The organism is Streptomyces sp. NBC_00091 (genome assembly GCF_026343185.1).
Taxonomy (GTDB): domain Bacteria; phylum Actinomycetota; class Actinomycetes; order Streptomycetales; family Streptomycetaceae; genus Streptomyces.
This window is the reverse complement of record NZ_JAPEMA010000004.1, coordinates 382262-407895: the sequence shown is the minus strand read 5'-3', so window position 1 is coordinate 407895 and position 25634 is coordinate 382262. Positions and strand designations below refer to the sequence as shown.

The following is a 25634-nucleotide window of genomic DNA, read 5'->3' as shown; positions in this document are numbered from 1 at the left end:
CGCGGTCCGGCGTCAGTGTCCCGAGGCCGCCTTCACCACCGCGACCGCCGTCCCGATCGCCGCGTCGATCGCGCCGGCCAGGAGCGCGAACGCCGCCCCTCCGCCCATGCGGATCCCGCCGTAGCACCCCCACGCGAACAGGGTGGCGACATTGACCCCGGCGGCCGTGAGCAGGGCCGTGTGCAGGCCCATGGCTCCCAGTGCCGAGATGCCGATCAGTACGAGCGGGCCCACCGCCGCCAGCAGCAGCGGGCTGCTGACGAAGAGCATCGCGCGCAGTTCCCGTCCCCGGGCGAAGGCTCCGTGCGTCACCCGGTGGGCCTGCTGATCGGCGACCAGCGACGCCAGCCACAGGCCCACCGAGGCGGTCACGACCGTCGCCGCGGCGCCGACGGCGTCCACATGGCCGCTGGCCTCGAGCCCGATGACGACGGAGATCATCGTGATCGTCGCGTAGAGCCGCTCCTTCAGGTGGGCCGCGGTCGCCTGCGCGTCCACCGCGTCGGCCGCATGTTCCGTCACAGCCCCCACCGTAAGGCGCGACCGCACCGGGCCCCCGGAACAACACCTGCGACCGTCCTCCGTGCTCCAGCTTTGACAGTAATTGAAAACGGGCGTCGTTTTCATATAGCCTCGGGTCAAGCACCTCCGACACCTCACTCAGGAGATCCCGATGGCCGTCCCCAAGCGGAAGATGTCCCGCAGCAACACCCGCCACCGCCGGGCCCAGTGGAAGGCCACGACCCCGCAGCTCGTCCCGATCACCGTCGACGGCTCCGTGTACCAGGTCCCGCAGCGACTGGTGAAGGCCTACGAACGCGGCCTGCTGCACCCCGAAGGCTGAGCCGATGGCCCGTCCGACGAACGCCCCGCTCCCGGTCACCGTCCTGTCCGGATTCCTCGGAGCCGGCAAGACCACCCTGCTCAACCACGTGCTCGGCAACCGTGAAGGCCTGCGGGTCGCGGTCATCGTCAACGACATGAGCGAGGTCAACATCGACGCCGCGCTCGTGCGCGGCGGAGAGGCCGCCCTGTCGCGCACCGAGGAGCGGCTGGTCGAGATGACCAACGGGTGCATCTGCTGCACCCTGCGCGACGATCTGCTGGAGGAGGTCGACCGACTCGCCCGCGAGGGGCGCTTCGACCACCTCCTCATCGAGTCCAGCGGGATCTCCGAGCCCATGCCCGTCGCCGCCACGTTCTCCTTCCCGCGCGACGACGGCGCCACCCTGGGCGACCTCGCCCGTCTCGACACCATGGTCACCGTGGTGGACGCCGCGAACTTCCTGCCGGAGCTCGCAGGCGGCGACGAACTCGCCGCACGCGGCCTCGACCAGTACGAGGACGACGAGCGCACCGTCAGCGATCTCCTCGTGGACCAGATCGAGTTCGCGGACGTCATCGTCCTCAACAAGCTCGACCTGGTCGGACCGACGGAGGCCGCCCGCCTTTGCGCGACGCTCTCACGGCTCAACCCGGAGGCGCGGATCGTTCCCGCGGTCCACGGGCAGGTGCCCCTCGAGCAGGTGCTGAACACCGGACTGTTCGATGTCGAGCGGGCCCAGCAGGCTCCGGGCTGGGTCAAGGAGCTGAACGGCGACCACGTCCCGGAGACCGAGGAGTACGGGATCTCCTCGCTCGTCTTCCGCTCGGACCTCCCCTTCCACCCCGGCCGGCTGTGGACCTTCGTCACCAAGGGCCTCGACAGCGGCACCTTCGGACAGATCCTGCGCAGCAAGGGCTTCTTCCGGCTGGCCAGCCGCCCCCGCGTGACCGGCCTCTGGTCCCAGGCCGGCGCGGTGGCCCGCTTCGAGCCGTCGGGCGCCCTCGGACCGGACACCACACCGGGCCAGGAGCTCGTCTTCATCGGCACGGGCCTGCGTACCGACGCGCTGCGGGCCGCCCTCGAAGCATGCCTGCTCGGCCCGGAAGAAGCCGCGCCGACCCAGGACGACTTCCCGGACTGGGAGACGTACGGGATCGACGACGCCTGCGAGCACGAACACGCTCAGGCCGTGGTCGCGGCGGCCTGAAGCCGGGCGCGCATCGCTCTGTCAGGCTGACCACCATGGTGATCCCCCAGTCCCCCGGGCTCCTCCAGGCCACCCGGCCCGACGCGGTGGGCCCCGGCCTGAGGCGGCAGCTGATCGACTGCTGGGTGGCCGTGGCCAACGCGGGCGGTGCGGTGATCGCGGCCGGGTTCCCGATGCCGCCGGTCAGCGAACGCGAGGTGGCCCCCGTCGCGGATCGCCTCATCGCCGGGCTGGAGCCCGATCGCAGCCGGATCCTCATGGCCGCCTACGGGGACGCCCTCGCGGGCTGGCTCGTCCTGCGGCGCGATCCACATCCTCTGATCGCCCACTGCGGTGTGGTCAACCACGTCCAGACCCATCCTGCTTTCCGCGGCCGGGGGATCGGCGCGGCACTGATGGAGCGCGTACGGGTCGTCGCCCGCGAGGAGATGGGCCTGGAGCGGCTACAGCTCAGCGCACGGTCGGGACTCGGCCTGGAGGAGTTCTACCGGAGGCTCGGGTGGGTGGAGGTGGGCCGGTGGCCCGGCGCGCTGCGCGTGGCACCGGGCGACGACCGTGACGACATCCTCATGGGCATCAGCCTCTGAACCGGCCGGTTCCGGCCGATGCGTGAGCGGATCCGGCCCCTCCCCTGGAGGGGCGGCGGAAAGGGACTCATGATGGAGGCAAGCCGTACGAACGATCGCTGAGAGCAAGCCTGCATTCCTCGTCGGGAGGCACAGCCGGCATGAGCGACGCTCCTTTGTACCTGGAACCGAGGCTCAGTGCGGCGATGGCGTCGCTCCTGCGCTCGGCCTCCTTCCTGCGGTCGCTCGTGGACGCGCTCGGCTCGCCGCTCAATGTGGTGCTCCCCGATCAGATCGCCCTGAACCTCGGGGAGTTCCACTCCGTACTGCGCCGCCACCAGCTCTCCGGGCGGTTCTTCTTCGCCCACAAGGCGAACCGGTCGAGCGCTCTGGTCCGCCGCCTCACCACGACCGCCGCCGGTCTGGACGCGGCTTCCCTCGGCGAGTTGCAGCACGCGCTCGGCTCCGGCTTCACCGCCGACAGGCTGATGGCGACCGGACCGAAGGACCCGGAGTTCCTGTGGCTGGCCGCACGGTCCGGTGTGGTCCTCAACGCCGACGGGCCCGGCGAGCTGATCGCAGCCGCCGGATTCGTCCGGACGTACGGCCTGCCGCGGCTGAGGGTCCTGCTGCGCCTGTCCGGCTTCGAGACCACCGGTGCGAGGACGCTCTCCCGTACGAGCCGCTTCGGCACCTCCTTCAAGGCCCTCGGGCGCCTGCTCGACACCCTGGACTCCGTCAAGGAGGAGCTGGAGCCGGTCGGCGTGGGCTACCACCTCGACACCACCAGCCTCGAGGAGAAGGCGGCGGCGCTCGAGGGCTGCCTGCTCGCCGTGGAGGAGTTGCGGCTGCGCGGGTACCGGCCGCGGGCGGTCGACGTCGGCGGCGGCTTCGGCATCGGCTACCTGGCGCACGCCGCCCAGTGGGAGCGCTACACGACCGCGCTCACCGAGGCCGTGATGGGCAGGCGCTCCCCCCTGACCTGGGGCGGGCACGGCTACGGACTGCGCACGGAGAACGGCACCCTCAAGGGGGCGCTGGGCCTCTACCCGGCCTTCCGCCCCGTCGCGGGGGCCGGATACCTGGACGAGCTGCTGTCCTGCCCCGCTCCGGGCCTCGGCCGTCCGCTGGGCACCCTGCTGCTGGAGACCCTGTGCGATCTGTACGCCGAGCCCGGCCGCGCCCTCGTGGACCAGTGCGGGCTCACCCTCGGCAAGGTCCTGGAGGTGCGGGAGGCGGGCGGCGCCCCGGCCATGGTGCGGCTCGCCCTGAACGCGGGCGACGTCGGACTGGAGGAGCACGGCATCCTCGTGGACCCCGTACTGCTGCGCCCGGGTGGCGCCGTACCCGCGGCCGGCCGGCCCGTGGGAGTGCACCTCGCGGGGAACCTCTGCCTGGAATCCGACCTGATCACCCGCCGGACGGTCTTCCTGCCCGCCCTGCCACGGCCCGGCGATCTCCTCGCCTTCCCCAACACGGCCGGCTACTGCATGGACTTCACCGCCACCGCCGCCCAGCGGCAGCACTCGGCCCGCAGGATCGCCGTGCGGGAGGAGGGCGGTTCCTGGCGCTGGTGTCTCGACGAGCAGTACTGGCCGATCTCGGATCCGGGGGGACAGCGGGCATGAGGTACGACAGCATCACGGAAGCCATCGGGAACACCCCGCTGGTCCGCATCGATCCGCACGTGCACGGACTGCGCAACATCGACCTCTACGCCAAGCTGGAGATGCTCAACCCCTTCGGTTCCCTCAAGGACCGGGCCGCCTGGAACATGGTCCGCGCGGGCCTGGCCGGGGCCGCCGAGCGGGGCGAGACGGTCGTCGAGCTGTCCAGCGGGAACACCGCCAAGGCCCTGGCGCTCATCGCCGGCCTGCACGGGCTGTCCTTCAAGAGCGTCACCAACCGCATGCGCATCCCCGAGGTCAAGGACCTCCTCCTGTTGCTGGGCGCCGAGATCGAGGAGCTGCCCGGGCAGAGCGAATGCCTCGACCCGACCGCCACCGACGATCCGCTGACCCTCTTCCACCAGCGGCTCGGCCACCCGGGCGGCGCCCATCTCCACACCGACCAGTACTTCAACCCGCTGAACGCCGAGGCCCACGCGCAGGGCACCGGACCCGAGATCATCGCGGACCTGGACGGCCGCGCCCCGGACTGGTTCATCGCCTGCGTGGGCACGGCCGGATCGTCCACCGGGGTCGCCGCCGCGCTGCGCGCCCACGACCCGGCCGTCCGGGTCATCGGCCTGGTCGGGGAGAAGTCCGACTTCATCCCGGGCATCCGGACCGCCGACGAGGTACAGGAGGTCGGCCTCTTCGACCCGGCCGTCTACGACGCCATCGAGACCGTCGGCTCCGGTGAGGCGATCGACGGGATGGTGACCCTGCTGCGGCGCTGCGGGCTGCTGGCCGGGCCCACCGGCGGAGCCGCCTATCTCGGCGCGGTGCGCCATCTCCAGGCGCTGGACGCCGGGTTGACGGAGCGCCGGACGGCCGTCTTCATCGTGTGCGACCGGGCGGAGAGCTACCTGGGCTACGTCCGCGGGCGCCGCCCCGAACTCTTCGGCCGCCCGCCGGTCAAGAACTCCGTCACCACCCTGACCCCGGCGGAGCTGGGCCGGGTCACGGCCATCGGCGTCGACGAGGCGCGGAAGTGGCTCGAGACCGGGTACCCGCTCGTGGTCGACCTGCGCGGGCCGTTCGCCTACGCCGCCCTGCACATCGACGGCTCCGTCAACATCGTCGACGAGCTCTTCGACGAACTCGTGCGGTCCGGCATGCCGTTCAGTACGAGCCGGCCGGTTCTGCTGGCCTGCCCGGTCGGCGAGAAGTCGGCCCGGTACGCGGCCCTGCTGACCCGTATGGGGCATCCCGACGTACGGAGCCTGGCCGGGGGCATCGTCGCCTGGCGGGACGCGGGCGCGCCGCTGGTGCGTGACTGACATGGCCGACCCGGCAGCCGAGCTGAAGTCCCTCGCCCCGTGGCAGCGTCCGCTGCGCGGCCACTTCCCCATCCTGGCCGGCCATCCGGAGCTGGCCTACCTGGACAGCGCCGCCACCGCGCAGAAACCGCAAGCGGTCCTCGACGCCGTGGGGACCTACCTGACGACCACCAACGCCAATGCCGCACGGGGCTCCTACCCGTGGGCGAACACCACCACCTCCCTGGTGGAGCGCACCCGCGACCGGGTGAAGGAGTTCCTCGGCGATCCGGCCCCGGACCGCTCGACGGTCCACTTCACGAGCGGAACCTCCGAGGGGCTGCGCACGGTGGCACGGGACTGGCTGCCGGAGTTCCTCGAGGACGGCGACGAGATCGTCGTCCCCCACGCGGACCACCAGGCGAACCTGGCGCCCTGGCTGGAGGCCCAGGCCCTGCTGGCGAAGCAGGGGGTGCGGATCCGGGTGCGGGAGCTGCCGTACCAGGCGGGCTCCGGGGACTACGATCCGCGGGCCCTCGCCCGGGTGCTCGGGCCGCGCACCCGGTTCGTGGCCGCCACGCACGTGCACCACGTGTACGGCGCCGACATGAACGTGCACCGCATCCGCGAGGCGGTCGGTCCGGACGTGGTCATCTGCCTGGACGCGGCGCAGAGCGTGGGGCACCTGCCGGTGTCGGTGGCCGCCCTGGACGTGGACTTCCTGGTCTTCTCCGGGCACAAGGCGCTCGCCCTGCCCGGAACCGGCGCCGTCTGGGCGCGCGGGCTGCGCGGCCCCGGCTTCCTCCCCGGCGGCTGGCCGGGTACCCCGAACACGGCGGGCATCGCGAGCCTGGCGGCCGCTCTGGACTGGCTGGACGCCGCGGGAACCGGCCGTATCGAACGCTGGACCACGGCGCTGGCCTCGCTGCTCACCGACGGGCTGAGCACGCTGGACGCGTACGAGGTGCTCGGCTGCCGGACCAGCCTGGCGGCGGACACCGCCGTGCAGCGGCGGAGCAGCATCGTGACCTTCCGGCACCGTGAGATCAGTTCCCAGGACCTGGGCTTCATCCTCTTCAGCCGGGGTTTCATGGTGCGGTCCGACGACCACTGCCAGGCCGGGCGCAGTGTACGCGAAGGCTCGGTGCGCGTCAGTCTGCACGTCTACAACACGCCCGAAGAGATGGAGAAGTTGCTGACCCTGCTCGCCGAACTGCAATGATTTTCATGAGCAGGGTGTGACGCGGCGACGGAGGCAGTTCGATCACGATGAGCATGAGCACAGCGGTGGCCGCGCAGTGGGTGGAGCGCTGGGAAGGCCAGCAGGAGCGCTACGCGATCGACCGCGAGGAGCGGTTCACCGTCATCGCGGACGTGGTCGAGCACGTCTCGCGCGACTGCCCCAGCCCTCTGGTCGTGGACCTGGGCAGCGGGCCGGGGGCACTGGCCGCCCGGATCGCCGCCCGGCTGCCGGCGGCCCAGGTGCTGGCCGCCGACGCCGATCCGCTCCTGCTGGAACTGGGCCGGGCCCACTACGGCACCGCCCTGCGCCACGTCGAGGTGACGATCGGGGCGCCGGGCTGGCTCGACGCCCTGGCCCTGGACCGGCCGCTGGACGCGGCCGTGTCCACGACGGCCCTGCACTACCTGGGAGCGGCCACGCTGCGCGAGGTGTACCGCGAGCTGGCCGAACGGCTGCGGCCCGGTGGTGTGTTCGTCAACGGCGACCACATCGACTCCGACTCCCCCGCCATCCACGACGTCGCCCGGGAGATCGGCCGGCGCCGGTCCGAACGGTGCCAGGCCCTCGCCCGGGAGGACTGGCAGTCCTGGTGGGCCGGCGCCACGGCCGACCCCGCGCTCTCCGCGCTGCCCGGACGGGCGGCAGAGCGCAGCCACCCCCGCTGCGAGGGCAACGACCTCTCCGTCTCCGGCCACGTCGGGCTGCTGCGCGAGGCGGGATTCGGCCATGCCGGAGCCGTCTGGCAGTTCGGCAACAGCCACGTCCTGGTCGCCGTGCGCTGACGGGCCGCAGCACTAGTGGGAACCCTCCAAGCCCGGCCGGGCATCGTTGTGCCCGGCAAGATCACCGCGTTCGTCCGCGCGGCAGCAGACTTGCGGGACGGGGTGGCCGAGGCGCCGCCGCGTCCTTGTCCGTGACGAAACCTGGGGCACCACACCGTGAGCGAACGCGTCATCGCGCCCAAGAGCCGGGGCTTCCTCTTCCTCGACTCCCACCCCGGCGGCTGCCGGCAGCTGGTGGACGAGATGTGGGAGGCCGTCCCCGCCCCGGTCGCCGCCGGGGGCGAAGGGCCGGTGGCTCTGGTCATCGGCTCGTCCGCCGGGTACGGCCTGGCCGCCACGATCGCGGGCCTGGCCCGTGCCGGTATCCGTGGCATCGGCGTGTGCTTCGAGAAGGCGCCCGGGCGGCGCACCGGCACGGCCGGCTGGTACCGCACCGCCGCCACCGCCCGGCTCGCCCGGCAGCACGGGCGGGACATGGTCTTCCTCAACGGCGACGCCTTCAGCGACACGGTGAAGGAGCAGGTCGCCGACCTCCTCGCCGAGCGGTTCGGGGGACGGCTCGACTACCTGGTCTACTCGGTGGCCGCGCCCCGCCGCACCGACCCGGACACCGGCGACGTGCACGCCTCGGTCCTCAAGCCGATCGGCTCGCCGTACACCACCAAGACCCTGGTCTTCGACGACTCCGGCGCCCCGGAGGTGAAGGAGGTCACCACCGCGCCGGCCGAGGGCGACGACATCGAGCAGACCGTGGCGGTGATGGGCGGCGCCGACTGGGAACGGTGGATCACCTTCCTGGCCGACCGGTCCCTGCTCGCCGACGGTTTCACCACCGCCGCGCTGTCCTACATCGGCTCGCCGCTCACCGCGGCGATCTACCGGCAGGGCACCATCGGCGCCGCGAAGTCCCATCTGGAAGCCACCGCGCGCACGTTGGACGAGCGACTCGGCAAGACCGTGGGCGGCCGGGCCGTGACCTCGGTCAACGCCGCCGCCGTCACCCAGTCCTCCACCGCCATCCCCGGCATCGCCCTGTACGTCGGGCTGCTGCGCGGCGTCCTCGGCGAGTCCATGGTGGCCCCGATCGGTCAACTGGTGGAGCTGTGGGACCAGCTGACCGGCGTCCGCCCCCTCGACCTCGACGACGAGGGACGGGTCCGCCTCGACACCTGGGAACTGGACCCCGGTGTGCAGAGCGCCGTCGCCGCACGCTGGTCCACCGCCACCAGCGACACCATCACCGGGCTCGCCGACCTCGACTGGTTCAGCGAGGAAGTCCGCCGCCTCTACGGCTTCTCCGTCCCCGGCTGCGACTACACCGCCCCCGTCGAAACCGACGTCCCCTGGCCCACCGACTCGCCCAGCTCCTGACCCTCGGGGGCTACGCGGATCTGCCCAGGATGGTCTCCGCCTCGTGCACGACCTCCCGGACGATGTCGCCCGCGGACTTGACCTCGTGGACGAGCGCGGCCGACTGGCCGGTGAAGGGCAGGTACTCGTCGCCCCGGCCCCGGCCGATGGCCTCCAGGAGCCGGGGCACGATCCGTGCGGGGTCGACCTCCTCGGGGTGCTCGCGCAGGGTGTCGACGAGCGGGGTGCGCAGCGTACGGGGTGTGCCGAGGACGCTCGGCCGGCTGAAGGGCGGCAGGACGCGTTCGCTGTGGGGGACCTTCACCGTGTCGGTGGCATCGGCGTCGAGGATCCGCTGCTTCCAGGCGTCGGACACGCTCATCTCCGTCGACGCGAGGAACCGGGTCCCCATGACGACTCCCTGCGCGCCCAGGCAGAGCGCGGCGGCCAGTCCGCGGCCGTCCGCGATCCCGCCCGCCGCGAGGACGGGGGTGCCGCCCGCCATGTCGACGACCTGCGGTACGAGGACCAGGGTGCTGACCTCGCCGCCCTGACCGCCCGCCTCGCCGCCCTGCGCGACGATCACATCGGCCCCCGCGTCGAGCGCCTCGGCCGCCATGCGCGCGTCCATCACCTGCTGGATCCAGAGGATTCCGGCGTCGTGCGCGCGGGCGATCAGGTCCACGGGCACGGCGAGGTGGAAGGAGATCGCCGTGGGCCGCTGCTCGATCGTGGCGGCGAAGGCCTCCTCGTCGAGCGGCCTGGTCGTGTGGTTGATCGCGAACGGGCGCTCCGTCAGATCACGCAACCGGGCCCACTGGGCCTTGAGTTCCGCGAGCCCCCGCACCGCCGTGCCCACGCTGCCCAGGCCGCCCGCCTCGCTCACCGCCACCGCCAGGTCGACCTCGTCCCACGGGCCGAACGGGGCGCAGACGACGGGCACCTCGATACCGAGCAGTCCGCACACCGGCGTGGAAAGCATGACCGCCTCCGGAGGGTCCTCGCCGCGCGACGTCCCCTTCCATCATGTCCCCGGCGCTCCCGGGCCGCACTCAGGAACGCCCGGAGACGGATCGGCAGTGCCACGGGGAGGGAACGCGCGGATCGGGGGCGTAGGCGCAGTAGGTCCCCGTACGGATCGTGCGGTCGAGGTGGTCACCGAGGGCGGGAGAGGCCTCGCGGAGGCGGCCGATGGCCTTGCGTACGGCCTGGGTGACGGCAGCGCGGGCCCGCTCGGAGGCCGCGCCCGCGTGCCGGTCGCGCCCGCCGAGCCCGACGGCCCGGGCGAGTTCCTCGATCAGGAATCCGCGTTCGAGCTCGGCCTGCTCCCGCCTGCCGATGTCGTTGTCGGCGCGGGCCTCCTCGATGTCGTCCTCGATCTCGGCGAGCCGTCGGCGGTACATCCGCTTGGCGCGGTCGTCCAGGAGGGGACCGGCGTCTCCGGCGCGGGAGAGCCCGGCGGCGGCCTCGGGGTCGGCACTGTCGGCGGCGGCCAGGTCGAGGACGTGGAACTCCCGGCCCGGCGCGGCGAGCAGCCGGGCGAGGTGGTGCATGCCCTTGCTGTCGCGTGCGGTCACGCGCCGGCCGTCGAAGACGACCCTCCAGTAATCGCCCTCCCGGACGAAGGTGTCCGGCTCGGCCGTGTCCGGCTCCGGCTCCGGCTCGGCGGCCGCGGGAGCGTGGGCGATCCGGTCGAGCTCGGTACGCGCCGCCTCCCGCTCGAAGCTCTCGGCCCGGAGGTCGCCCAGGGCGCGGCGGGCGTCCGCGAGCCGCAGGCGGCACTCGGCCGTCTCGTAGGGGGCGCCGACCTCGCTCCAGGCCCGGACGGCGTCGGTGAAGAGCACGGACGAGCCGGCCGCGTCCCCCTCGGCGAGCAGGACCTCACCCCGGGCGCTCAGCGCCGACGCGGTGAGCGCGTTGCTCTCGAAGCGGGCGGCGACCTCCTCGAGCTCGCGGGCCGCGATCCGCGCCGTCTCCAGGTCGCCGCGGGCGACGGCGATCCTGACCTGCGCGTCCAGCAGCGGTGCCCGCCGCAGCCCGGAGGTGGGGGGCAGCTCCTTCGACGGGACCGGCAGCGGCCGGGCCAGTGCCTCCCGGATCGCGGCGGCCGCCGTGTCCGCGTCACCGCCGGCGAGCCGGACGAGCGAGAGCCCCGGTTCGGGATCCCACCCGAGGCGATGGGCGGCGAGCAGCGCCTCTTCGGCGCCGGCCGGGTCGCCGCGCCGCAGCCGGATCCGGCCCAGCTCCGTCAGCGGCCAGCCCAGCTCGCGCCGCACGTAGGGGCGCAGCTCCTCGCACGCGAGCAGCACCTGCCGCTCGGCGCTCGCGCACTGGCCCCGCAGGCGCAGGATCTCGGCCCGGTGCACCCGGCACCGGCCGTGCAGGCTGCCGATGGCGTTCGTGCGCGCCCACCGCTCCATCGCCTCGGTCCACTGTTCGGCCAGGTCGTACTGGGCCAGGCCCTGCAGTGCGCACACCAGCTCGCAGTAGACGACTCCGGTCGACAGCGCGTCGAGGTCGCCGGCCATCGCCGCCGTGCCGGCGTCATCGAGGAGCGCCAGTCCCCCTTCGACGTCGCCGTCGAGGATCACCAGTCGCGCCCGGGCCACCCGCCCGATCGCCGCTGCCGCCGGATCGGTCCGCGAGCCGGTCTCGATCGCCCGCCCGGCCCAGTCCCGGGCCGCTTCGAGGTCGCCGCTGAGGAGGCGCTCGAAGGTGCGCACCGCCGCGAACCACGCGTGTGCGGGGGTCTGCGCCGCCGGGTCGAGGAGGCGTTCGGCGCGGCGCAGCCACCCTCGTACGGGGGCCATCAGCGCGGTGTCGAAGAGCAGGTGCATGGCGACCCGTACGGCCGCTCCGGCCGCCGCGTTGTCCTCGCCGAGCCCGGCCAGTTCCGCGTGGAGCCGCTCCCAGGTCTCGATCGTGACGTCGAGGTGCCCCGCGGCGTAGGCGATGTCGGCGAATTCGGCGAGCTCCGCCGGGCCCAGCCCGCCCGCCTCCCGGGCCGCCCGGTAGCCGGCGTAGGCGTCCGCCCACGCCCCACGGGCGGCGGCTTCGCGCGCCCGCTCCAGTGGGTTTCCGTCGCCGGGGGCAAGGGCCACGGACACGTCCTTCGATTCCGGGGGGAGTCGGTTACGGCGGTAAGGGTCTCGCTTACGCCTCCATGGTGAACCACTACTCCATGGAGGACATCATGGACACCGTCACGGTGAACGGCATCCGGCTCGCATACGAGAGCCGCGGAACCGGGGAGCCGGTCCTGCTCATCAGCCCGGTCCTCTGCGACGGGTTCGTCCCGCTCCTAGCCGAACCGGCACTCGCCGAGCGCTACCGGCTCATCCGCTACCACAAGCGGGGCTGGGGCGGCAGCACCCATACCCCCGGGCCGGTCGCGGTCGCCGACCACGTCGCCGACGCCGTCGCGCTGCTCGACCACCTCGGCATCGACCGCGTCCACGCGGCCGGGCACTCGAGCGGCGCGGCCGTCGCCGCCCAGATGGCCCAGGACCACCCCGACCGCGTCGCCACCGTTTCCCTGCTGGAGCTCTCCCTGCTGTCCGTGCCCGCCGGCGAGGCGTTCTTCGCGCAGGCGGCCCCGGCGTTCGAGGCGTACGCCGCCGGGGACGCCGAACGGGCCATCGGACTGTTCCTGTCCTTGGTCAGCGGCATGGACCCGGAGCACTGCCGGACCCTGCTCGACGAGCGCCTGCCGGGCGGCTTCGCACTGGCGGTCAAGGACGCCGACACGTTCTTCGGGATCGAGCTGCCCGCCCTGGCCGAGTGGCGGTTCGGCCCCGAGCACGCCGCGGCGATCCGCCAACCGGTGCTGTCCCTGCTGGGAAGCGAGACCCGACAGCTGTGGGTCGAGGTCGCCGAGTTCCTCCGCTCGACCGTGCCCGACGTCGAGGAGTGCGTCGTCGACTCAGTGGGCCACCTGCTCCACATCCAACGGTCCCGGCCGGTCGCCAAGGCCATGGCCCGCTTCCTGGCCCGTCACCCGATGGCCTGCTGACCGCGGGTGCCCCGGACCCGGGCTTCAAGCCGGGCCGGGGCCCTCGTCGGTGTGCCGGTCGACGAGGATGATCGCCACGTCGTCCGCCAGGCGGCTCTGGGTGTGGCGCAGCAGTGCCTGGCGCAGGCCCTCCAGGAACGCCCCGCGCGAGTGGTCGCGCATGGCCATCATGGCGCCGGGCAGGTCGAAGAAGGCCTTGCCCCGGTCGCGGGCCTCGATGACTCCGTCGGTGTGCAGCAGCAGCCGGTCCCCCGGTGCGAACGGATAGCTGTCCGTGCGCCCGTGGGGCCCGCTGATGAACTCCTCGAGTCCGAGCGGCGGCAAGGGGACGGTGGGCATCAGGGTGCGGACCGTGCCGTCGTGCAGCAGCAGCGGCGGTGGATGGCCCCGGTTGATCACCTCGACGTGGGGGCCGTCCGGGATCTGGGCCACGAGCGCGGTGACGAACCCCTCCAGGAGGGCGTCGTCGCCGCCGGCCGTGCCCGCGCCCGCGACGAGGGCGTCCCGCCGCAGGGCCTCTCCGCAGTGGTTGACGACCTCCACCAGGTCGTCCTCGTAGTGCACGGACTCCCGGAACGCCCCCAGCACGACCGCCGCGGCCCGTACGGCGGGCAGTCCCTTGCCCCGGACGTCCCCGACGATCATCCGCACCCCGTACCGGGTCTGGACGGCGTCGTACAGATCGCCGCCGATCTGCGCGCCCGTCTCGGCGGCCAGGTACATGCTGGCGGCCCGTACGGGGCCCAGCCGGTCCGGTACGGGCCGCAGCAGGACCTCCTGGGCGGCCGTGGCGATCCGGCGGACCTGGTTGAGCTCGTTCTCCCGGCGGGTGCGCGCGGCGCGGCTGGTCATGAAGCCCGCCACCGAGACCAGGAACAGGGCGAGGAAGTTGGTGTAGACCTGCTGGCCGCCCCAGGCGTGGTTGTGGGTGGCGGTGGCGACGCTGACGCCGACGGCCACCCCCGCCGCCGCGAGCGTGCCCTTGGGGCCCATCGTCACCGCCGCCAGGGCGGGCGTCGCGACGAGCAGGGGGCCGGTGTACACGACGTGCGCGGGGGTGAGCTCGATGAGGAGCACCAGCAGCGCGATCGCGAAGGGCACGCACTCCGCGAGGGCGAAAAGGACCTGGTGGTGACCGCCGGCTCCCGGTCCCGGGGGCGAGCGCACGGGCGCTCTCATGAGTACAGCCTGCCTCCCCCGCACGCGCCGCCGCCACTCCGCTCACCGGGGGCCGCGGCGGCCGTGGGTCAGGGGCGCAGCACGTAGCGGACGGGGCTGGTGGTCCCGCTGCGCAGGAGGTCGACGGCTCGGGCCGCGTCCTCGAGGGCGAAGACCTCCGTCACGGAGGCGGACAGGTCCAGGCGGCCGAGTTCCACCATGCCCGCGACCCGGCGCAGATCGGTGATGGGGTATCCGAGGAACGCCGTAACGCTCTGCCGGCGGTCGTGGAAACGGCCGAAGTCGCTGACCGCGACGGCGCCGGAGCACACGCCCGCCAGGACGAGGCGGCCCTTCGTGCCGAGGAGCCGCTGTGCCTGGTCGCGCGCCGCGCCCTGGCCGGCGAAGTCGACGGCGAGGTCGAGTCCCCGGCCGCCGGTCAGGGCTTCCACCTGGGCGGGTGCCGTCGGGTCCGCGGGGTCCAGGGCGAGGTCGGCGCCCAGGTCCAGGGCACGGGCGCGGGCCCCGGGCAGCGGGTCGAAGCCGACGAGCGGGGCCGCTCCGGCCGCCCGGGCGATCTGCACCCCGTGCGCCCCGAGCCCGCCCAGCCCCCAGAGGCCGACGGCCTCGCCGGCCCGGAGCCGTCCGTGGCGGACCAGTGCGCTGAACGGGACGGTGACGGCGTCCGGGACGATCGAGGCGGCCTCGGCGGGCAGGTCGCCGGGGACGGCGACCAGCGCGTGGTGCGCGCAGAGCACGTACTGCGCCCAGCCGCCGTCGATGTCCATGCCGAGGGTCCGCAGGCCGGTGCAGGGGCCGCTCATGGAAAGGCAGCCGGTGCAGCGTTCGCACCGCTGCCGGGACATGGGCATGACACGGTCGCCGGGGCTCCAGGTGCCGGGGACCGCGGGGCCGAGCGCGGCCACGGTGCCGGCGATCTCGTGGCCGAGGGTGATGTGGTGTCCTGGCCCGCCGTCGGGGGTGAAGGCGCGCAGGGAGCCGTCGAGGACGTGGACGTCGGTGAGGCACACTCCGGCGGCGTCGACCTTGAGGAGGACCTGTCCGGGTCCGGGCTGGGGGACGGGGATCTCGTGGAGGCCGAAGGCGCCCGTGGAGGTCTCGATCCGGGCGGCGAGCATGGTGGCGGGGATGGTGGCGGGGATGGCCCCGGGCAGGGGATGTCCCGGCGTGCGGAGGCCTTGCGAGGGCGGGGCGGTGGAGGTGGTCATGGCTTTCTCCGGCTCTGGGGCGGGGGGCGGCGTCAGGCGTCGGCGGTGGCGATGGCGATGGCGTCGAGTTCGGCCAGGTCGAGGCCGGTGAGCCGGTGGCGCACCTCGTCCGCGGCCATGTTCTGCGCGAGGTGGGCCGCGTCCCGGGTGCCCGGGATGGCGAGGATCGCCGGATGCTGGGCGAGCAGCCAGGCGAGCGCGACCTGCTCGGCGCTCGCCTCGACGCGGTCGGCGATCGCGGTGAGCCGCGGGTGCCGGCGCTGGGCGCCCGCGCCGCCGAGCGGGAAGTACGGGACGAAGGGCAGCGGCTCCCAGGCGTGCGCGGCGCAGGCGGCGAGTACCGCGGCGCCGCTGCGGTCGAAGAGGCTGAAGCGGCTCTGCACCGCCGCGACCGGGGCGATGTCCTCGGCGCGCGGCAGGTGCCCGGGGGTGATGCCGCTGAGTGCGAGGTGCCCGATGTCGCCCTTGTCGGCCAGGTCGGCGAGGGTTCCCCAGGATTCCTCGAAGGGGGTGGGGTCGTGGTCGAGCAGCCCGTCCCCGCCGACGCGCAGGTAGACGAGGTCGAGGCGGTCGAGACCGAGCCGGCGGAGGTTGTCGTGGACCTGCTCGACGAGCGCGGAGGGGGAGGCGGCGGGCAGCCAGGAGCGGTCGGGGCCGCGTACGACTCCGACCTTGGAGGCGATCAGCAGATCGGCGGGGTAGGGGTGGAGGGCCTCGCGCAGCAGCTCGTCGGCGACGTGGGGGCCGTAGAAGCCGGCGGTGTCGATGTGGGTGACGCCGTGGTCCACCGCGGCGCGCAGGACCGCGATGGCGGCGTTCCGGTCGGCGGGCGGACCCCACACGCCCGGTCCGGGGAGCTGCATGGCTCCGTAGCCGAGGCGGCCGACGTGGTGTCCGGCGAGAGGGACCGTGGGGAGGGGCATGGCAGCTCCAGTGGATCGGACGTGTGGGGCGAAGCCGGTCAGGGGCGGTGGAGCACGGCGCAGGTCCAGGTGAACCCGCCGCCGCCGTTGAGGATCAGGGCGTGGTCTCCGGGGCCCAGCCGGGCGTCGGGGGCGGTGAGGGCGGCCAGGTTGGCCAGCAGGTCGCCCGCGCCCAGGTGGCCGGTGTGCGCGCCGTGGTCGGCGAGGGGGACGCCGGGCAGCAGGGTGTCCAGCACGGGGGCGTAGAGGGTCTTGAGCGTGTGGGCGCCGACGCGGGGCAGCAGCACCAGGCGCAGTGAGGGATCGTCCCCGCGCAGGCGGGCGTGGGCGAGGGCGGCGGTGACCGCTCGTGCGGCGCCGTCGCGCACCGCCGCGGTGAAGGCTTCGGCGCCGCGGTCGGCGATGAAGGTGCGGCGGGTGTCGCGGGGGGTGGGGGGCGCCTGGCTGCCCGCCGGGCGGCCGGCGCGGTGCACGGCCTCCAGGGCGGGTACGGCGGCCGAGGCGAGGGAGACCAGGCGCAGCGCGGTGCGGTCGTCCGGTGCGGCGTCCAGGACGGCGGCGCAGCCCGCGTCGCCGTACAGCAGTACGTCGCCCCGCCAGCGGTCGAAGCCCGGCGACGGGAAGGTGTCGGCGGCGGTGATCAGGGCGGGGCCCGCGCCGGGGTCGGCGGTGAGCCAGGCCGCGGCGGTGTGCAGGGCCGCGGCGGCGCCATTGCTCATCTGGTGGACGGCGAGCGGCACGGCGGCCTCGGCGCCCAGCCGGGCGGCGATGTGGTGGGCGGGTGACCAGAAGGCGTGGGCGGGCCGGTGCAGCCAGGTGTGCACGAGCAGGCCGAGCCGGGCGGGATCGGTGCGGGCCGTGCGCAGTGCCTGCTCGGCGGCGCGTACCGCCAGGGATTCGGGGGTCTCCCCGGGCGCCGCCACCGGCAGGGCCCGGTAGCCGCTGCGGGAGGCGTCGGCGGCGGTGAGCCGGCCGGCGGCGACGGCGTCGGCCACCGTCTGCCGGCCGCCGGGGAGGTGGACGGCGGCGGAGCGGACGGCGAGCGGGGCGGGCAGCCTCACCGCGGCGTGCCGGTCGGGGCGGTCGCGCGGGGCTGGGCGGTCGGGCAGGGCCGGGCGGTCGCGGGGAGCGGGCCGAGGCATTCGGCCGGGGAGATCAGCGCGGGGTCGGCGCTCTCGTCGGTGATCCACCGGATCATGCGGCGCAGCGGTTCCATGGCGTCCTGCGGCAGTTCGGGCCGGTAGTGGGTGGCGTAGCCGAGGGCGACGATGCGCTGCACCCCGTACAGCGGTGCGATGTCGCGCAGGGCGAGGCGCAGGGTGTCGGGGTAGACGCCGAGGGTCTGGGTCGCCGAGGTGAGGCCGCGCACGGCGGTGTGCGCGTCGTCGGTGGGAACGACGTTGACGACCCGTCCGGAGAGCCGGTCGGTGAAGTCGACGGCTTCGCCGGTGAGCGAGACGACGACCGCGCCCTCGTCCTGACGCCCTCCGAAGACCCGGTACCAGTCGGGGACGGTGCGCAACGCCTGGAGCCTGCCGCGCAGTTCGGGGTCGAAGCGGCGTGCGGGGGTGCTGATCGCCTCGGGCAGGCGCTGGATCTCGTGGTGGAGGAGCTCGCTCCAGGCCTCGGCCCGGGCGACGCCGGCGCGGTCGGTGCCGGTGACGGCGTGGACGACCCGGGAGTTCATGCAGCCGAGCTGGTTGAGGGCCGCGACGTCGGCGGCTGCGTGCCGGGCGGTCAGTGCCATGGCCTGCTCGGTGGCGAATCCCTCGGGGCCGATGAGGGAGACGCTGAGTTTGGGGTCGAGGGCGATGAGTTCGAGGCCGGGGCGCAGGTAGCGGGTGACGTGCCGGACGGAGGCGAACCCGCCCCAGGCGACGATCTTCTCCACGTGCGCGGGGTGGTAGAGGTGTTCCTCGAAGGCGGTGTCGCCGCCCTTCCAGTGCAGCACGCTCAGGTGGGCGGTGAGCGGGTGGCCGGGGGCCATGGCCGCGGCGGTGCGGGCGATGGCGGGTGCGGTGAGCGGGTCGTTCGAGGGTGTTTTGACGATGGCGTCGCCCCGGGTGAGGGCGTTGCGGATCACCGTGAGGGCGGCGATCAGGGGGCTGTTGCCGGCGATGACGTGGACGGTGCGGCTGCCCACCGCGCGGACGGCGGCGCTGCGGCCGTCCGGCTGCGGTACGCGCCTCCAGCCGTCGAGCGCCGCGAGGCCCACGGTGTGCTCGGCGACGGCGCGGACCGCCTCGCGGGTGAAGAGCGCGGGGAGATGGGCGTACGTGGTGCGCAGCAGCGGGGCAGTCAGGTCCGACCAGGCCGCGGACCGTTCGACGGCCTGCGCGATCAGCGCGTTGCGGCCGGGATCCAGCAGGGGGCCCAGTTCCGCGAGGTAGTCCTCGATCTCCTGGTAGCGCAGGGAGCCCAGGGCGGCCATGGAGTGCGGGTCGCGCAGCGGCAGGCGCGGCAGCAGGGCGTGCGGATCGGGGCTGAGGAATCCGCCGAGGCCGTCGCGGGCGGCGAAGCGGACGGGCGGGCCGGTGACGGTCCGGCCGCGCAGGACGGCGGCGGCCGCCGGGGCGTCGTACGGGTCAGACACGCGTGGCCTCCAGGAAGTCCAGGGCCTGCGCGTGGGCTTCGGGGGCGGCGGCGCAGGTGATCTTGTCGTCGCCGCCCTGGTCCGTGTCGTAGCGCTCGATGCGCCGGTCGAGGTGGGGGGTGGTCCGGCCGCAGGAGCAGGGCGAGTAGTCCGCGCTGACGCGGTCGCCGGAGGCGAAGCCGCCCCAGTGGACCTCGGCCATCAGGTCGAAGAAGGCCGCGCGGCCGGTCTGCTTGCCGGTGCGCGGCAGCGGACGCCCGGTGAGGGGGTCGAGGACGTAGAGCACCACCCAGGGGTCGATGTGGTAACGGCCCGCCGTGCAGAGGTCGTTGAGGGCCATGACCTCGGAGAGGGCGTAGATGTGCCGCAGCCGGGGGACGCCGAAGAACCGCCGGACGGTGTCCTGCCAGTCGTCCGGTACGGCCTGGTTCTTCGCGCCGCCGCCGGGCATGACGACCGAGTCGGCCGCGAAGACGTTCTCCAGGCCCTGCGCCAGCCCGGCGCGGGAGACGGCGTACAGCAGGTTCCAGGTGTTCATGGCGATGACCCGGCGGCCCGCGAGACGTCCCGCGAGGTCGCGGGCGTACGCGGCCATGGCCTCGCCGGGGCGCTGTGCCTCCAGCAGTTCCCGGTGCCGGGCGGACAGGGACGGCGGGACCTCGACCGGGGCCCGGTCCCCGCGCAGAGCGGCGGACCTCAGCCGTCCCGCCAGGTACATCACGTCCGCGCTCATCGGGCCGGGGTGCAGGGCGTGGAAGCGGTCCTCGGTACGGGCGTAGCGCTCGGCCATCGCCCGGCCGCAGCGGGCGATGCCGCTGCGGCCGTACCGGTAGGACGGCCACACCACGTCCACGGGAGCGCCGTCCGGCGCCAGCACGTCCAGGCCGACGATCCGGAACAGGTCGTCGAACTGCCGGTGGGTGTGGGGCAGGAACGACAGGGTGCCGGAGGTCCCGGAGGAGTGCGCGACGCGCAGGTCGGTGGTGGTGTCGAGCAGGTCGAGCCAGGAGTCGACGCTCTCGCAGCCGGAGGCGTCGACGCCGGACAGGTCGAGCGTGGTCAGGCGCTGGAGCCAGCGGGTGAGCCGGTCGAAGCGGCCGGAGGCCAGCAGGGAGGCGGGGTAGGACTTGTAGACGGTGTGGGCCAGCAGCAGCGGCGCGATGTCCTCGAGCGCGCGTACCTGGTACAGCGCGGCCTCGTCGGCGAGGACGTCCAGCGCCGGCAGCCGGCCGCGCAGCTGGGCGAACCGGTCGCGCAGCGCCTCGAGTTGCAGCCGCTCCCGTTCGGCGGGCGGGCCGTCGTGCATCGCTTCGCGGGACGCGCCGAAGTGGGCGATCGGGTCGCGGGGGAAGGCGGCGGTGGTCACGGGGCGGCTCCGATGGAGGTGGTCTGCGGCTCGTGGGCGTGCTCGAGCAGGTCGGTGAGGTGGTCGGTGATCGCCGTCGTGCTGGGCCTGTTCCACAGGAGGGTGGCCGGCAGGGCCACCCCCATGCGGATCTCCAGGGCGCGCCGGAGCCGGACCGAGAGCAGGGAGTCCATGCCGAGGTCGGGCAGCGCGCGGTGCGCGGGGACGGACTCGGGGCGGGTGCCGAGCGTCTCGGCGGCCGCTCGGGTCACTTCGGCCAGGAGCGCGGCCCGCAGGCCGTCGCCGGTGAGGCCGGCCAGGCGGGCGGCCGCGGTGGGCGGGCGCGGCCGGTCGCCGGACCGGCCGGGCGCGGGTACGGGTGCGGGTGCGGTGAGGTCGCGCAGGAGCGGGGGCCGGGTCACGGTCGGGTCCGCCGGGAGCAGCCGGAACACCGCGAGGTGCGCGGCGCCGGTGCCCGCGGTCATGTCCCAGGTGCGCAGGGCCTGTTCGGCGGTGATGTCCGCGGTGCCGCGGGCGGCGAGTTCCGCGTCGATGGCGTCGGAGGAGGTGGACATGCCCAGTCCGCGCCAGCTGGTCCAGGCCAGCGAGAGGGAGGTGTCCCCGGGCGAGGCCGCCCGGCGGTGGGCGGCGAGGGCGTCCAGATGGGCGTTGGCCGCGGCGTAGGCGCCCTGGCCCGGGAGCCGGAAGAGCTGGCCGGCGGAGGAGAACAGCACGAAGAAGTCGAGGCTGCCCGGCGGGTAGAGGCGGTGCAGGGCCAGGGCTCCCGCCGTCTTGGGCCGCAACACGGCGCGCAGCTGGTCGTCGGTGAGGGCGTCGAGCCTGCGGTTGACGACGGTTCCGGCCGCGTGCACGACGCCGCGTACGGGCGGCAGGCCGAGCTGGTCGGTGTCGAGCAGGCGAGCGGGCGCGGTGGGGTCGGTGACATCGCCGGCCAGGACGCGGACGGTGACCCCGGTGGCCTCCAGTGCGCGCACGGCGTCGATCCGGGCGCGGGCGGCCGGATCGGCGACGGTGTCCCACTGCCCGCGCGGGGGCAGGCCGGTGCGGCCCAGCAGGATCAGCCGGCGCGCTCCCCGGGCGGCCAGGTGGGCGGCGACCTCCAGGCCGAGGGCGCCCAGCCCGCCGGTGACGAGATAGGTGCCGTCGGCCCGGCACCGTACGCCGCCGTCGGCCGCGGGGGTGGCGGGCGCCAGCCGGGCCGTCTCGACCAGCCCCTGACGGATCGACAGGGTGTCCTCGGTGTGCTCGCGCTCCAGCAGGGCGCACAGGGTCGCGACGTCCCGCGCGGTCGGCTCGGCGGGCAGGTCCACCAGGCCGCCCCACACGTCGGGCCGTTCCTCGGCGGCGATCCGCGCGAGGCCCCAGAGCGGCGCCTGGGGCAGCGCGGCGGCGCCGGCGGCCTCTCGTACTCCGGTGGTCAGGCACCACAGCCGGCCGCCCGGGTCCGCCGGGTGCGGCGTACGGGTGCGCAGGGTGCGCAGCACGAGCAGGGCGGCCCGCTCGGCGGCCCGGCCGTCGACGGCCCCGCCGCGGACGTCGGGAGCGGCGATCAGCACGGTGGGGTGCGCGTCGGCGGGCAGCTCGCGGGGGTCGTCGAGCGTGCGCAGCCGGCTGCCGATCGCGGCTGCCAGGACGGCGCGCAGCCGCTGGTCACCGCCGACGAGGACGACGGGCCGGTCACCGTGGGCCCCGGTGGCGGGCCCGGCGGCAGGCCCGGCGGCGAACGGCTGCCATACGGTGCGGTGCAGCAGGGCCGACGGCGCCGCGTGGGAGGCGGGCGGCTCCAGCAGGCCGAACCGGAGCCCGCGCAGGACGGCCGTCGCGGAGCCGTCCTCGGACTCCAGGAACACGTCGACGGTGTCGGTGCCGGTCACCCGGGCCAGGATGTGGGCCCGCGCCGGCGGGGTGCCGCATACGGCGACCTCGGCGATGGCGGCCGGCATGCGCAGGGTCGCGGACCCGGTGAAGGCGACGGAGGCCATCGAGGTCGCGGCGTCCAGCAGGCCGGCCCAGCTCCCTGCGGAGTCCCGGCCGCCCGGCCCGGCGTCGGCCAGTCCGTAGAGCGCGGCGGGTCCTTGGCGGAGCTCGGTGAAGCGCCAGGGGAAGCCCATGGCGGCGACGCCGAGGGCGGCGAGCCGCGTGGGGACGTACGCGGTGTCGAGCGGGGCGGGGCACTCGGCCGGTCCCGGGCGGGCGGTGCCCGGGGCCGCGCCCGCGCCCGCGCCCGGGGCGAGGTCCGCGGTCCGGGCCGTGGTGTGGGTGAGCCAGTCGCCGGTGTCCTGCGTCCTGGTGGCCAGGCGCAGGCTGTCGCCCTGGTGCACGACCTGCACCTCGCGGGCGCCGTCCACGCCGACCGGGATGCGCAGCCGCACGTCGCGCAGCGCCGCGCCGGCGGTGAACGGCCGGGCGCCGGGCGGGTGCGCCGCGTGCAGGAGGGTGTTCAGGAGGACCGCCGCCGGGACGATCTCGGTTCCCTGGACGGGGTGGGTGAGCGGGTAGGGGCGGCTCGCGTGGTCCAGGCGGGTGAGCCACAACCGCGCCGACGGACCGGTGCGGGCCTCCACGAGGGCGCCGAGGAGCGTGTGCCGCTCGCGGTCGTGGAGGCCGGTTCCCGCGGCCGGCTGCGGCGGGGCGTCGACCCAGTGGCGGGTGTGCTGCCAGGCGGTGGGCGGCAGATCGGTGAGCCGGCCGCCCGGGTGCAGCGCCGGCCAGTCCACCCGGGCGCCGTGCACGTACAGCGCCCCGAGGTTGTCCAGCAGCGTGGCGGCTTCGGGCTGGTCGCGGCGCAGGCTGTGGGCGACCCACAGCCCCTCGGTGACGGTGTCCGCCAGGGTCTCGTTGACCGAGTGGGAGACCACCGGGTGCGGGGAGACCTCCAGGAACAGCCGGTGTCCGTCCTGCGCGGCGGCGCTCACCGCGGCGGCGAGCCGGACGGGGGCCCGCAGATTGGCGGCCCAGTAGGCGCCGTCGCGCACGGCGCCGTCGCGCGGGTCGGCCAGGACCGTGCCGTACAGCGGGACGCGCGGCGCGGTCGGGGACAGGAAGCCCGCCGCCTCGACCAGGCCCGGGCACAAGGGGTCCATCTGCGGCCCGTGGAAGGCGACGTCGGAGTCGATCCGGCGGACCGGCAGGCCCTCGGCCAGCCAGGTCCTGGTGAGGGTCTCGATGGCGTGCGGTGCGCCGGAGATCACGCACGAGTGCGGGGACGAGGCGATGGCGGCGGTCACGGCGGCGCCTGGCCCGGCGTCGGCCCGCGCGCGGAGCCTGCGCTCCGCTTCCTCGAAGGGCAGGGGCACCATCACCATGGCGCCGTGCCCGACGACCTCCCGGAGCAGCCGGGAGCGGCGGCACACCAGGCGGGCGCCCTCGCGGGCGGTGATCGTCCCGGCCGCCACGGCGGCGGCGATCTCGCCGACCGAGTGGCCGATGACCGCGGCCGGCCGCAGGCCCGTGTCCCGCCACACGGCCGTCAGGCCGACCTGGACGGCGTAGATCAGTACCTGGATGCGGTCGGTGGCCCCGAGGGCCCCGTCGCGCAGTGCCTCGCTGGGCGAGAACCCCATCTCCTCGCGGCAGATGTCGTCGATCTCCGCCAGCGCCCGGCCGAACACGGGCTGCGTCGCGAGGAGTTCGCGCCCCATGCCCGGCCACTGCGAGCCGTGCCCGGAGTAGATCCACACCGCGTCGCGCTCCGTGGCGGGAGCGGCGGGCGGCGGTGGCAGGTCCGGCCCGGCCACGGCGCGCAGCGCGGTGGCGAGGGCGGGGCGGCCCGCGGCCACGACGGCGGCGCGGTACGGCAGGTGCTGGCGGCGGCAGGCCAGGGTGTGCCCGACGTCGACCGGGTCCGGCCCGGGCCGGTTGCCGGGGCGCTCCAGGTGGTCCGCCAGGCGGGCCGCGGCCGTGCGGAGCGCGTCGGGCGAGGCGGCGGACAGCGGGAACACCCAGGGCCCGCGGCCGCTCTCGGCGAGGGGGGATCCGGTGGCGGCGTCCGCCGGGGCCTCCTCCAGCACGAGGTGCGCGACGGTGCCGCCGTAGCCGTAGCCGGAGACGCCCGCCCGGCGCACCCGGTCGCGGGCGGGCGGCCAGGGCGTGGTGGCGGTGACGAGCCGCAGGCCCGAGGCGTCCCAGTCCACGGCCGGTGTCGGCCCGTCGACGGTCCGCAGACCCGGCAGCATCCCGCGGCGCAGCGACTCCACGGTCCTGACCAGGCCGGCGATCCCCGCGGCCGCCTCCAGGTGCCCGATGCCGGACTTCACCGATCCGATCAGGCAGGGGTGCCCGGCGCCCCGGCCGGCTCCGACGACCTCGGCGAGCGCGCTCGCCTCCACTGGGTCCCCGACGCGGGTGCCGGTGCCGTGCGCCTCCACGTAGTCGATGTCCGCGGGGTCGATCGCGGCCGCCGCGCAGGCCCGCCGCATCACCTCTGCCTGGGCCTGTGCGCTGGGCGCCATGATGCCGTCGGTACGGCCGTCCTGGCACACGGCGCTGCCCCTGATGACGGCGAGGACCCGGTCGCCGTCGCGGTGCGCGTCGGCCAGGCGCTTGAGCACCACCATTCCGCAGCCCTCGCCCCGGCCGTAGCCGTCGGCCGCCGCGTCGAAGGGCTTGGAGCGGCCGTCGCGGGAGATCGCGCCGGCCGCGTCCAGTACGACGGTGAGCCCGGGCCCGGACATGACCAGTACCCCGCCCGCGAGTGCCAGCGGCACCTCTCCGAGCCGGAGCGCCTGGCACGCCTGGTGGACCGCGACGAGCGAGGAGGAGCAGGCGGTGTCGACGCTGAGGCTGGCCCCGCGCAGGTCCAGGGTGTAGGAGACCCGGTTGGCGACGGCGCAGGGCGAGGCGCCGATGCCGGTCCACGCCTCGATGCGCGGCAGGTCTTCGAGCAGCCGCCGCCCGTAGTCGTCGGAGCCGACGCCGACGTAGACGCCGGTGTGGGTGCCCTCCAGGGAGCGCGGGGGGATGCCGGCGTGCTCCAGGGCCTCCCAGGCGACTTCCAGGGTGATGCGCTGCTGCGGGTCCAACTGCCGGGCCTCGTGCGCCGACACGCCGAAGAACGCGGCGTCGAATCCGGCGATGTCGGCCATGAAGGAGCCGCGTGAGGTGGTGCGCCGCAGGACCTCCGCCGGCTCGGTACCGGGACGTCCGTAGGGCTCCCAGCGGTCCGGCGGGACCTCCCCGGACGCGTCGCCGCCGGCCGCGGTGAATTCCCAGAGTTCGGCTGCCGAGGAAATTCCGCCGGCCGCACGAAATCCCATTCCAATGACAGCAATCGGATTGTTCACATATTCGGCTGATCCGCTGGAAAGATGCACGCACATCCTCGCGAAAAGGAGGGGGGATTCGATGATCATCAGGAACGTAGCACGTCACAGGGGTCAACTTCGGTTGCCGCAACCCGAATGGATCAACGCCTTCGGTATTTTGTATGACGATCCCGATGGGTCATCGCGTAATTC

General features: G+C 74.4%; 19 protein-coding genes. 9 read left to right on the top strand and 10 right to left on the bottom strand.

All coding sequences use genetic code 11. The features are described 5' to 3' along the window. Positions 1-12 precede the first annotated feature (12 nt). Positions 13-522 (bottom strand): hypothetical protein, encoded by a 510-nt coding sequence (locus tag OOK34_RS34955; protein ID WP_267038194.1) that lies wholly within the window; start codon positions 520-522, stop codon positions 13-15. Between the two features lie 151 nt (positions 523-673). Here OOK34_RS34955 and rpmF point away from each other — a divergent pair, with 151 nt between their 5' ends. The 8 genes from rpmF to fabV all read left to right on the top strand — a co-directional run bounded on the left by rpmF (position 674) and on the right by fabV (position 8918). Next, complete coding sequence (gene rpmF, locus OOK34_RS34950; RefSeq protein WP_183068845.1) at positions 674-844, top strand: 50S ribosomal protein L32; 171 nt, start codon at positions 674-676, stop codon at positions 842-844. 4 nt (positions 845-848) lie between these two features. Further along, complete coding sequence (locus OOK34_RS34945) at positions 849-2033, top strand: GTP-binding protein (RefSeq protein WP_267038193.1); 1185 nt, start codon at positions 849-851, stop codon at positions 2031-2033. 35 nt (positions 2034-2068) lie between these two features. Next, entirely contained in the window at positions 2069-2620 is a 552-nt protein-coding gene (locus OOK34_RS34940; protein WP_267038192.1) for a GNAT family N-acetyltransferase, read from the top strand. Between the two features lie 140 nt (positions 2621-2760). After that, the gene (locus OOK34_RS34935) at positions 2761-4227 is read left to right on the top strand and encodes a Y4yA family PLP-dependent enzyme (RefSeq protein ID WP_267038191.1); all 1467 of its coding nucleotides are present in this window, start codon (positions 2761-2763) and stop codon (positions 4225-4227) included. Beyond that, on the top strand, positions 4224-5543 hold the full coding sequence (locus tag OOK34_RS34930) for a pyridoxal-phosphate dependent enzyme (RefSeq protein WP_267038190.1): 1320 nt from the start codon (positions 4224-4226) through the stop codon (positions 5541-5543). The genes OOK34_RS34935 and OOK34_RS34930 overlap by 4 nt, the downstream gene beginning before the upstream one ends. Position 5544: 1 nt before the next feature. After that, positions 5545-6744 carry an aminotransferase class V-fold PLP-dependent enzyme gene (locus OOK34_RS34925; RefSeq protein ID WP_267038189.1) on the top strand — a complete coding sequence of 400 codons (1200 nt, stop codon included), beginning with the start codon at positions 5545-5547 and terminating at the stop codon, positions 6742-6744. A 47-nt stretch (positions 6745-6791) separates the two neighbouring features. After that, the gene (locus OOK34_RS34920; protein ID WP_267038188.1) at positions 6792-7547 is read left to right on the top strand and encodes a trans-aconitate 2-methyltransferase; all 756 of its coding nucleotides are present in this window, start codon (positions 6792-6794) and stop codon (positions 7545-7547) included. Positions 7548-7703: 156 nt separating this feature from the next. Beyond that, positions 7704-8918: an enoyl-[acyl-carrier-protein] reductase FabV gene (gene fabV / locus OOK34_RS34915; protein ID WP_267038187.1), complete on the top strand. Its 1215-nt coding sequence runs from the start codon at positions 7704-7706 to the stop codon at positions 8916-8918. 10 nt (positions 8919-8928) lie between these two features. Here fabV and OOK34_RS34910 read toward each other — a convergent pair whose 3' ends face one another. After that, entirely contained in the window at positions 8929-9879 is a 951-nt protein-coding gene (locus OOK34_RS34910) for a nitronate monooxygenase family protein (RefSeq protein WP_267038186.1), read from the bottom strand. 70 nt (positions 9880-9949) lie between these two features. Next, the gene (locus tag OOK34_RS34905) at positions 9950-11998 is read right to left on the bottom strand and encodes a transcriptional regulator (protein WP_267038185.1); all 2049 of its coding nucleotides are present in this window, start codon (positions 11996-11998) and stop codon (positions 9950-9952) included. Between the two features lie 65 nt (positions 11999-12063). Between OOK34_RS34905 and OOK34_RS34900 the strand changes: the two genes are divergently transcribed. Next, positions 12064-12909 (top strand): alpha/beta fold hydrolase, encoded by an 846-nt coding sequence (locus OOK34_RS34900; RefSeq protein WP_267038184.1) that lies wholly within the window; start codon positions 12064-12066, stop codon positions 12907-12909. Positions 12910-12933: 24 nt separating this feature from the next. Here OOK34_RS34900 and OOK34_RS34895 read toward each other — a convergent pair whose 3' ends face one another. From OOK34_RS34895 to OOK34_RS34865, 7 genes are all read right to left on the bottom strand, one after another. Then, on the bottom strand, positions 12934-14088 hold the full coding sequence (locus OOK34_RS34895; RefSeq protein ID WP_267038183.1) for a PP2C family protein-serine/threonine phosphatase: 1155 nt from the start codon (positions 14086-14088) through the stop codon (positions 12934-12936). A gap of 68 nt (positions 14089-14156) precedes the next feature. Beyond that, a complete protein-coding gene (locus OOK34_RS34890) occupies positions 14157-15296 on the bottom strand; it encodes an alcohol dehydrogenase catalytic domain-containing protein (protein ID WP_267038182.1) in 1140 nt (379 codons plus the stop codon). 32 nt (positions 15297-15328) lie between these two features. Continuing rightward, positions 15329-16219: an oxidoreductase gene (locus OOK34_RS34885; RefSeq protein WP_267038181.1), complete on the bottom strand. Its 891-nt coding sequence runs from the start codon at positions 16217-16219 to the stop codon at positions 15329-15331. A 38-nt stretch (positions 16220-16257) separates the two neighbouring features. Further along, the gene (locus OOK34_RS34880; RefSeq protein ID WP_267038180.1) at positions 16258-17280 is read right to left on the bottom strand and encodes a 3-oxoacyl-ACP synthase; all 1023 of its coding nucleotides are present in this window, start codon (positions 17278-17280) and stop codon (positions 16258-16260) included. Continuing rightward, complete coding sequence (locus tag OOK34_RS34875) at positions 17277-18812, bottom strand: acyl-CoA reductase (protein WP_267038179.1); 1536 nt, start codon at positions 18810-18812, stop codon at positions 17277-17279. Before OOK34_RS34875 ends, OOK34_RS34880 begins: the two co-directional genes overlap by 4 nt. Next, complete coding sequence (locus OOK34_RS34870) at positions 18805-20178, bottom strand: hypothetical protein (protein ID WP_267038178.1); 1374 nt, start codon at positions 20176-20178, stop codon at positions 18805-18807. Before OOK34_RS34870 ends, OOK34_RS34875 begins: the two co-directional genes overlap by 8 nt. Next, entirely contained in the window at positions 20175-25496 is a 5322-nt protein-coding gene (locus tag OOK34_RS34865) for a type I polyketide synthase (protein WP_267038177.1), read from the bottom strand. The genes OOK34_RS34870 and OOK34_RS34865 overlap by 4 nt, the downstream gene beginning before the upstream one ends. Positions 25497-25634 lie beyond the last annotated feature (138 nt).